The sequence below is a fragment of the Alkalibacillus haloalkaliphilus C5 genome, from assembly GCF_000269905.1.
In the GTDB taxonomy this organism is placed as follows: domain Bacteria; phylum Bacillota; class Bacilli; order Bacillales; family Alkalibacillaceae; genus Alkalibacillus; species Alkalibacillus haloalkaliphilus_A.
Genome location: NZ_AKIF01000107.1, coordinates 1 through 10,061, shown reverse-complemented (window position 1 = coordinate 10,061; position 10,061 = coordinate 1). Strand labels below are relative to the sequence as shown.

The 10,061-nt window shown below is 38.7% G+C and carries 6 protein-coding genes; 1 reads left to right on the top strand and 5 read right to left on the bottom strand.

The annotated features are described in order from the left end of the window. Nucleotides 1-317: 317 nt before the first annotated feature. The gene (locus A194_RS0111265) at nt 318-1,790 is read right to left on the bottom strand and encodes an ATP-binding cassette domain-containing protein (RefSeq protein ID WP_017186949.1); all 1,473 of its coding nucleotides are present in this window, start codon (nt 1,788-1,790) and stop codon (nt 318-320) included. Between the two features lie 429 nt (nt 1,791-2,219). Here A194_RS0111265 and A194_RS0111260 point away from each other — a divergent pair, with 429 nt between their 5' ends. Further along, on the top strand, nt 2,220-3,227 hold the full coding sequence (locus tag A194_RS0111260) for a DUF3231 family protein (protein WP_017186948.1): 1,008 nt from the start codon (nt 2,220-2,222) through the stop codon (nt 3,225-3,227). 43 nt (nt 3,228-3,270) lie between these two features. Here A194_RS0111260 and A194_RS0111255 read toward each other — a convergent pair whose 3' ends face one another. From A194_RS0111255 to A194_RS19450, 4 genes are all read right to left on the bottom strand, one after another. Beyond that, complete coding sequence (locus A194_RS0111255) at nt 3,271-3,480, bottom strand: hypothetical protein (RefSeq protein ID WP_017186947.1); 210 nt, start codon at nt 3,478-3,480, stop codon at nt 3,271-3,273. Nucleotides 3,481-3,544: 64 nt separating this feature from the next. After that, entirely contained in the window at nt 3,545-7,264 is a 3,720-nt protein-coding gene (gene addA, locus A194_RS0111250; protein WP_017186946.1) for a helicase-exonuclease AddAB subunit AddA, read from the bottom strand. After that, entirely contained in the window at nt 7,265-9,778 is a 2,514-nt protein-coding gene (gene addB / locus A194_RS18245; protein WP_017186945.1) for a helicase-exonuclease AddAB subunit AddB, read from the bottom strand. Next, nucleotides 9,754-10,014 carry a hypothetical protein gene (locus A194_RS19450; protein ID WP_017186944.1) on the bottom strand — a complete coding sequence of 87 codons (261 nt, stop codon included), beginning with the start codon at nt 10,012-10,014 and terminating at the stop codon, nt 9,754-9,756. Before A194_RS19450 ends, addB begins: the two co-directional genes overlap by 25 nt. Nucleotides 10,015-10,061 lie beyond the last annotated feature (47 nt).

The following is a 10,061-nucleotide window of genomic DNA, read 5'->3' as shown; positions in this document are numbered from 1 at the left end:
TATATAGCACTGCTGTTAAAGCAGGACTTCCCCAAGATTCAGATAGAAATGCGACAATTAAAAGTAAGCCACCCAAACCAGCCATAATGATCTCGCGGTGGCGTATCACTTTTGTTCTAAATGTGTTAGGGTTTTCCATAAAAATTCTCCCTTCACTCTCTTTATAATTTATATCACTTTAGAATTATTATAAATAAAATTTTATCATATTACTTACTTTTATTGAACTAATATGCAAAAAATGATTAATAAGGAGTATTTAAAGAGGTTTTACCCATACAAAAATCAGCTTAGGAAAATTTCCTAAGCTGATTTACTTATAGATAAGGCATCAATTCTATTCTTTTAGTCGCTATAGCATCGACGAAATATTCATTATGATCCACACCAATCATAGTCGGTTCATAAAAGTTTAAAGCATTAATCAATTGTTGCACCACCATAATATCTAAACTGTTCGTCACTTCATCCCAAATAAATAACTCATTGTGACCTAATAAAGCATTGGCTAAAAACACTTTCTTCTGTTCCCCCGCACTCCAATGCTTACTAGATGATTCTGTAAACCGCGATCTCTTAATCCCTAATTGATGTAACAAGTATAAAAATTGTTCACGTTCTTGTTTTAAAGAATATTCTTTTAAAGCTGCAGCAATATCTAATATGTGTTGATTCGTTTGTCGAAGCATCGAACAATTCTCAGGTAGTCTAATATGATAGTCGCCCATTGTTTCATACTTTTCTTGACCTAATATAAATTTAAGTAAAGTCGATTTACCAACACCATTCTTCCCCTCAATAAATAACCTTTCCTCAGGTTGAACATCGATAGTAATCGGTTCAAACAATGGTCTGCCATCTCTTATTATTGAAAAATGACGTAAAGACAACACTTGCTTCCTAGGGTGATTAACCTTCAGTTTTAAATCATTTTCTTCTTCAATGTTGTTAATGAGGCTTCTTTTTTCTTCAACCATTTCTTCGGTTCTTTTCTTAATCGCTTTTGCTCGTTTCATCTGTTTAGCTGCTAAACGCCTTTCAGAAGAGTCATTCGTGCTATTTTCCCGCTTATTCCCCCAATGGTTAACTTGACTTGAGACATCATTTAAACGTTTTATTTCTCCTTGTAACTTTTCATTTTTCTTCTGAGTGAGCAAGTCAGCATTCATTTTTTCAATCCTCCACGTCTCAACATTACCTGATATGAGATCAATCGACTGTTTATTAATCGCTAAAATATGATCCACAAATTGATTAAGAAAATGTTCGTCATGACTAACGACGATAAAACCTTTCTTCTGATTTAAATATTCGCCTACAACATGTCTACCGTGTGCATCTAAATTATTAGTAGGCTCATCAATTAGCGGAAAGGCCTTTTCATTTAAAAACAATTCGACTAACAAAGCCTTCGTCTGTTCTCCGCCACTTAATAGATTAAACCTTCTGTCTAATAAATCCGGCGACAAACCGATTAAATTGAATTCACGCTCAATTTGCCAAACTTCTATATTCATATTTTCTTGCAGTAAGACTTCAAGTGTCGTTAATTCTTCATGCACTGCTGGATATGAAGGGAAATACTTAAACCTCAACGTAGATTGTAGATTCCCTTCATATTCAAGCTCGTTTAAAAGAATCTTTAAAAAGGTCGTTTTCCCCCTACCGTTCCTTCCAACAAGACCTAGTTTCCAATTTTCATGAATGTTTAAGTTAACACCGCTAAAAACAGGCATAACCATTGATGAATATTTGAATGTCAAATTTTCTATTATAATGTTTCCAGACAATACAAAAACCTCCGATCTACTTCTGAGATAGGAGGCAGTGCATACCAAAATATAGACTTAAAGAAAGATATACTTTAAGCCAATAAATTAGAACATCACTCAATAACCCTACCTCAGAAAAAATCAATAAAAGACATAACTAATCTTGTTCAGAATGTCAAAAATACACCTGAATAATAAAAGTTATGGAAACCACTGATCATTTCTTAAAAAGCTAGAGTTATTGAATCATGTCTATATATTCATCCTTTCAAATTTTATTGTATTTAATATTATACAAATAACCACTTTTTGTCAAACCAAGACCGATTGGCTTCAGGGCAAGCTATCTTTTCATTAATTTACTTCTTGAGAGTATGCTTCCGTTAATTTAACAACAACAATAATAGAAAAGTGTATCTTGGGAATAATTGTTGTTGAGGTGATTATATGAATAAAGAAGAGCTAAAACTAACATCTGCTGAAATAGGTACATTGTGGGGGCAATATGTTAATGGTACCGCTATAGATGTTATCAATAAATATATGTTATCCATTATAGAAGACGAGGAAATAAAAATACTTTTTGAGGATGCAATTAAGATATTTGATCAACAAAAAAATCAAATCTCGCAATTCATTGAAAACGAAGGATTCCCAATTCCTATTGGTTTTAATGAATCATCAGACCTTAATCAAGGGACTCAAAGGTTATTTTCCGACATCTTTTGCTTACATTATCTACATATTATGACACTACATGGTCTATTAGGACATTCTACATCTTTAAGTTCTTCTGTAAGGAAAGATTTAAGACATTTCTATGATTCATGTAATAATGATGGAATGGGGATGTATCATCGAACGACAGAATTATTATTAGAAAAGGGACACTTTCAAAGAGATCCTTATTTTTACCCTGAAGAAAACCCAGAGTTTGTTTCGGGACAAAAATTTATCAAGGGTTTTTTCGGTGATAAACGTCCTTTAGCATCTACAGAAATCCTAGCCCTTTCGCTTAATTTAAAAAAGAAGATCATGGAGAAATCACTCTCTATTGGATTTTCTCAAGTAGTACAGTCAAAAGAAGTAAGAAAATTCCTGAAGAGTTCACAAAATGCCTCAGACCAGCAAATAGAATCGTTGAGCACTATACTAAAAGGTGATAATTTACCCGTTCCTATGTCTTGGGAAACCGAGGTTACAACTTCTCAAGATGCTCCTTTTTCAGATAAATTAATGTTGTATCATATCGGATTTTTACTCCAATCTTCACAATCTTATCACGGCGCAGGCCTTGCATCTGCAATGCGAACAGACCTTGTCATTGCATATGAGAAAATCATATTAAAAAATATAATGATCACAAAAGAATGGTTCAATTTAATGACCGAACATAAATGGTTAGAAGAGCCACCACTAGCTCCAGATCGGAAAGAAATTGCCAAAGATAAGTAAAAGTCTAAATACCTTCAAATGAGGGCATTTAGACAATATTGAATTAAAAGTTGCCGTTCATAAAAACATTCCTGTTTAAGCTTCGTATCGTTTCCGGATTACGACCATCAAATTGTTCTAAGAGAAGTAATACACCGAAAGTCGCTACAATCACAATGATCGTAATGGAGATTAAGCCAGCAATGATTAAAAACGCCATCTTCCAGTTGATTCGTCGAATAAATTGTCCAATTGTACTAAGCCAATTCTTCAAAATACCATTCCCCTTCTCCCTTTATGGCAAAATGGGCTTGCCGCCACGATTATGGCGACAACCATTACATTTCAATTACTAATGCTCGGTCAAAGAAGTATAAGTAAACACCTGCTAATTCTACACCCCAGATTGATTCAACCGCTCTTCGGTATAAATCGACTTGGACTTCATAACGGTTTGCCAATCGATTAATTTGCTTTTCATTAACGTCACCGACTATTGTATCGGTTTTGTAATCAACTAAATACCACTTTCCATCAACATTCATTAAACAGTCGATCACACCTTGGATGAGCACACTTTCATTCGTGTCATCTTGCCAATCAGGATATACTTCCTTCGCTTTTAGTTCCATCGTAAATGGCAATTCACGTCTAACGTCTTCTGCCTCATTTAACAACTGACCAGCCTTTGTATCGAATAACTGTAAAATAGCATCATAATCGATAACTTCAGCTTCTTCATCGGTCAAAATTTCTTTAAACACGAGCCCTGATACAAACTCCTCTAGACTGGCTTGATCCCACTTTCGCTCAAACGGTAAATGCTGCATGACAGCGTGCATCGCGCTACCAATTTCAGCTTTCGTTAACGTTTTAACATCTTGTTGCATAAAGCGCGGACGTTTTAACGATGATTTCATTTGTTTACGTAAGAAATCCGTCGCACTATACTCATCTTCCTCTTGGCGTATTCGCTTCAACTCTGTAACCGTCTGCTTAGCACGATGTGACTGACTGCTCGGGAATTCATACTGATATGTCAAACGGCGGTCAACTTCACCAAACTGTTCTGTTTTCTCTTGAATTTGATTAATATCCCACTCTTTAATCGCTCGTTCTAACGTGTCATTACGCTGTACGGTAATAAACTCCGGATTTTCATATTCTCTAGCGTGTTCCACGACGACGTTCCACTTCGAATCATCGCGACGAATTGCCTCCGGTACTTGTGCAGGCACAGCTCCTTCATGTAACGCATCAGCCATTTCATGACGGACAAGCGACATGCCAATCCAGTTCATATAATTCGCTTGATCACTTCTCATGTGAGCTGGCAACACCCAATATTGATGCGCGCCCACTTCAAGCCATTTTTGTACACGTTTGCTATAGTCATTAACCGTTCCGATAACGACCAGTTTTTCTTTCGCACGGGTTAAGGCAACGTATAGAACACGCATTTCTTCTGCTAACATTTCCCGCTTCATCGTAACAGTCATCGCTTCAAACGGAAATGTTTTATACATAATCCGGTTATCAACGTCCATATACTTCGCGCCAAAGCCTAAATCTTTATGCAGTAAGTAACGCTTCTTATAATCTTGTGTATTAAAGTCTTTATCTGCCGCCCCTAAAATGACTAACGGAAACTCAAGTCCTTTACTCGTATGAATCGACATTAAGCGCACAACGTCTTCTTGTTCCCCTAATGCACGAGCTGCCGCTAAATCATCGCCACGTTCTTCCATCTTCTCAATAAAACGTAAGAAACGGAACAAACCACGATAAGACGAACGCTCATAACTACGCGCTCGGTCATACAATGCACGTAAATTCGCTTGGCGTTGTTTACCACCAGGAGTACCACCGACGAATTCGTAATAACCCGTCTCACGATAAATTTGCCAAATTAAATCAGATAACGCGCCGTACTTCGCTTGTTTACGCCACTGTTCAAACATCGAGAAAAATCGCTCTAAACGTCTCATTAAATCAGCATTTTCGCCTGACTTCATGTAATTTTTCACCGCAACGTCAAAACTTTCTTTACGGCCGTGCAAACGAATTTGTGCTAACTCATCTTCATTTAAACCAACGATTGGGGACTTCAAGACACTAGCAAGCGGAATATCTTGCTTCGGATTATCGATTGTCTTTAATACATTTAACATGACTTGAACTTCAATCGCTTCTAAATATCCAGCTGATAGATCGGCATAAATCGGAATACCGAGTTGTTTTAACTCCTCAACGACAGCACCAAACCATGTTTTCGAACGCATTAAAATGACAATGTCAGAATAACGCACTGGGCGTGGTCGTTCTGTTTCTTTATCAATGATATACATCGGTTCATTATCATCTGTCCCAACCCACGATTGGATCTTCTTCGCATAGGCGCGTGCTTCAATTTGTGCTTTCTCTAAATACTTCCACTCATCACTTTCTTCTGGTTCTTCTCCATCTTCTCGAGATAAAATATGAAGCTCTGTATCGACATCTGAATCTGTTAACGTTTCATAAATTTGATTACTATAAATTAATTCAGCATCTTTTTCATACTCCATTTCGCCAACTTGTTCATCTAATAACTGACGGAAAATGTAGTTCGTACTCGCTAACACTTCATGACGGCTACGGAAGTTTCGCGCTAAATCAATACGCATGCTCGGGTCTGTTTCATCATGAAACTGTTTGTACTTCGTCATAAACAAACTCGGCTCAGCATGACGGAAACCGTAAATACTTTGCTTCACGTCACCAACCATAAATAAATGACCGGCTTGTTCATCACCTGTTAACAATTTTAAAATCGTCTCTTGTACTAAGTTCGTATCTTGATACTCATCGATCAACACTTCGCGGAATTGATTTTGATACTGTTTGGCAACGTCAGATGCTTTCAAATCATCCATCGTCGCTTCTTCAGCTAACAAAACATCTAAACTATAATGCTCTAAGTCTGCGAATTCTAAAGCGCCTTGCTCACGTTTTTCTGTTTCTAACTTCGCATGAAACTCTTTGACCACCGTGACAAGCTGTGCTACGTGTGGCATCAATTTGCGCAAATCTTTTACAAACGAAGCTGGCTCACGGTTAAACCACCGGTCTGCCATATCGGTAAATTTCTTTTTGTAACGCTCACGAATCGACTTCACTTGCTTTTGTAATTCAGGGTCACATTCATATTTTTTACGCGAAAGGGTGGCGAACTTTTTATTCGCTAACACTTGTTCACGCATATTGCTCCACGGCCCACCTACAGCTGCTATGACTAACTGGATCTGCTCTTTGTCTTGTTCTAACGCTTCAACATAATGCGCAGGCCCGTCAACGTCTTGTGCAACATCGAGTGCTTGATTGATATCAAACATTGCCGCTTCTAGTACTTCTTTAATATCGGCTTTCGCATAAGGCATCCATTTGAGCTCATCAAGAGGGGCATCTTCACTCACGTCATACATCGCAACTAACTCATCCAACCATTCAAACGGCTTCGGATTTTGCAAGGCGAACTCATGAACTTTCAACACTAACTCTTCTACTTGTTCATCATTACGGTCGTTTGAAAAGCTATCGACGAAACGGAAAAACTGCTCTTGCTCGTCTTCTTTTTTGCCGTACCACTCTTCAAACACTTCTTGGATGACGTCTTTTTTCAACATTTCCGATTCCACTTGATCTAAAATACGAAAACTTGGGTCTAAATCAAGCTGATAACTATATTTCCTCACAACGTTCATACAAAAGGAGTGAAGCGTTGAAATGTTCGCACGTTGTAATAGTGCGATTTGCTTTTTTAAATGATGGGACTCTGGATTTTCTTCTAAGGCTTTTTCAAGCGCTTGGCCAACACGCGTCTTCATCTCTTGAGCTGCCGCATTCGTAAATGTCGCCACTAACATTTCATCAATGTTAAATGGATCGTGTTCATCTAACATTTTCTGAATAATACGTTCAACTAAAACCGCCGTCTTACCAGAACCAGCTGCCGCTGAGACGAGTATGTCTTTCCCACCTTCATAGATCGCTGAGGCTTGTTCGTCAGTCCATTTCATCTACTTCTCCCCCTCTCGTTGAACCATTTTCTCTAAAATCGTTTCATCTTTTTCATCTTTTAACCGCTCGAATTCATTTTCTTCAAGTGACGGATCAAATTGGCAGACCGACTTGTACGGACAAAATGTACACGCGACGTGGTCTTTCTTTTGAATCGGGTCAAGCTTCACTTCACCACTTACTATTTCGTTACCGGCTTGACGCATCATCCCTCGAACGTACTGATTCATTCGCTTGAACAGATCTTCATCGACCGTTTTCGAACGACTATCAAATGAACCATCTTTCTTCACACCGAATGGCGCAATTTTCGATGAGCCTTGTTCTAATGAGCGGTCCATCGCTTCAGCAATTCGCTCATCTTCTAATAACCAACCATTCATCTTATATTCTTTAAACAACGCTTCTTCAACAGCATCATCATCGAGTGATTTTAACCCTGTATTGTTTAACGTTGGATTATGCACGTGGAAATAAAGCACACCAGCAGGTTCCGCCTGCTTACCTAACCAACGATCAGAATATGTTAACACAACATCTAAATACGTTAACATTTGAAGCGCTAAGCCGTAATACACATCGACCAAGCTTAAGTCTTTTTTACTCGACTTATAGTCAATAATCCGTAAAAACAAACGATCATCAATTTCCGTCTGGTCAACACGGTCGACACGTCCACTTAATTCCAGTTTATAACCGTTCATTAAATCAAGCTGTAACGGTGGAAGCTTATCTTTTTTACCAAAGCCAATCTCAATACCAGCTGGCGCAAAATCCGTATGTTTCGACTGTTTCGCCAGTACGGTCGTCGCCCGAATAATGACTTGTTCTAACTTGCGTAAAATATATTGATAACGATTAGAACTAAATAAAATTTGGTGCTGTAACATCGGCGCTAACTGCTCGACTGCCCGTCTTGCATATTTTAAAATGTCATCGCTCGTAAGTTCGAAAAACGCCTTACCGTCTTCAAACACCCATTCTGTAATATAACGAAGCGATTCATGGAACAACTGACCAATGTCAGGCGCTTCTAATTTATATAAATTACGCTCTTGTAAGCCTAACGTATATTTCGCAAAGTAGTGATAAGCACATTGGTGATACGTCTCTAAACGCGACACACTAGAGCGCATCGTTTGATCAAACAATTGACTCGCTGTATCATCTTGTAAGCTTTGCGGCTCGTTTCGGTAAAACAGACTACTTAACACGGTCTGCGCTTGTCCTTTTTTAGATTCTTCATTCATAAACCAATGAAGCGTATCCCAATACACGTCATGCGTCGGATAACCACGTAAATACTTCGATAACTCCGCTGTTAAAATCGCACGCGCCTTCACCGGATTCGTAATAAAACGCATCGGGTCTTCGTCATCTTCATCATCGAGTAAAAACTTCTCATCTAAATCAGCATACATCTCTTTTAATTGTTTGATGATCGAAGCCGGCATTTTCTGCTTACCTTCTTCATCACTTAACGGATAACTGACCCACACCTTGTCACTCGCAAGCGTAAATGCTAAATACATGTAAAAACGATCATCTAGTAAAACACGCTCAGCTTGATCAGCCAACATCATCCCTTTAGACTCTAGCCACTCACGCTCATCGTCAGTGACTAACCCTTCACTTGGTGGCTTCATCGGGAAAACGCCATCATTAACCCCTAAAATAAAGCACACCTTAACATTAGCAATACGCGAACGCTCCACATTACCGACAATGACGTGATCAATCGTTGGTGGTACGTGAGAGAATTTCAACGTTTCAAACCCAGCTTCAATTACTTCAAGGAACAATTTAAACGAAAATTCCTCTTCTCCAAGCATGTCAACCATTTCATCAAATAGCTGCATGACCGCTTGCCACGCTTGTTCTTGTTCACGTGCCACTTCGACTTCACCTTGTTCATCAAAATCATCACGAAGTGCTTCTAACGTTTCAGGCGCATTCAAATGCTCTAGCCAGGCAAAAACCGCTTGCAGTCTCGCTTCTACTGTTTCAGCTTCACGCACGTTACGGTCAAATGATTCTAAAGCATCGACGACTTGCTTACGATACGCATTAATTTGCTTTTGCATCGCTAACTCTTCATCTGTCTGTTTACGAAAATCAAGACCAAACAACCGTTGATACGTCCACTCTTTATTGCTTAGCCATTGATCACGTGTACGAATGCCATACTCTAAACAATAGTTTTCTAAAAGATCAATCGCATCAGCTGTAAGCGGATATTGTTCATCAGTCGGCTTGACAAACCCAGTCTTAAGTAAACGAAATAGCGCATCATAACGCCAATTTCGCTCCACGACTTCAAGACCCGTTCGAATCAGCTCAATAAACGGGTGGTTTAACATCGTCTTCTTTTCATCTAAAAACACCGGGATCTCATAATCTTTAAAAATGGTTTCAATTAAATCATGATATGTATTATCTTCACGAATTAAAATCGCTAAATCACGATAACGATAGTCCTCTTCCCGTGTTAAGCGGACAATCTCTTGCGCCATCCTTCGACTTCTGCACGCGGATGGACCGCTTCAACGAGTTTAATCGGTGCACTTCCTTCATACTTCGGTGTTGGCTGTCTTCCAAACTCGCGCTCTAAATGTTGAAATGCTTGATTGTTTTTATACCTTTGCTCATCTGGATACAATTTAACCGGCTCATCGACTTTAATTTGAAACGTCTGCGCGATCTCTTCTAACGTCTCATACGTCGTCTTCGTTTGATAAAACAAGTCCAACTCGCCTAACCCTTGACCACGCCGTCATAGACGAGCGCGATCTTCAC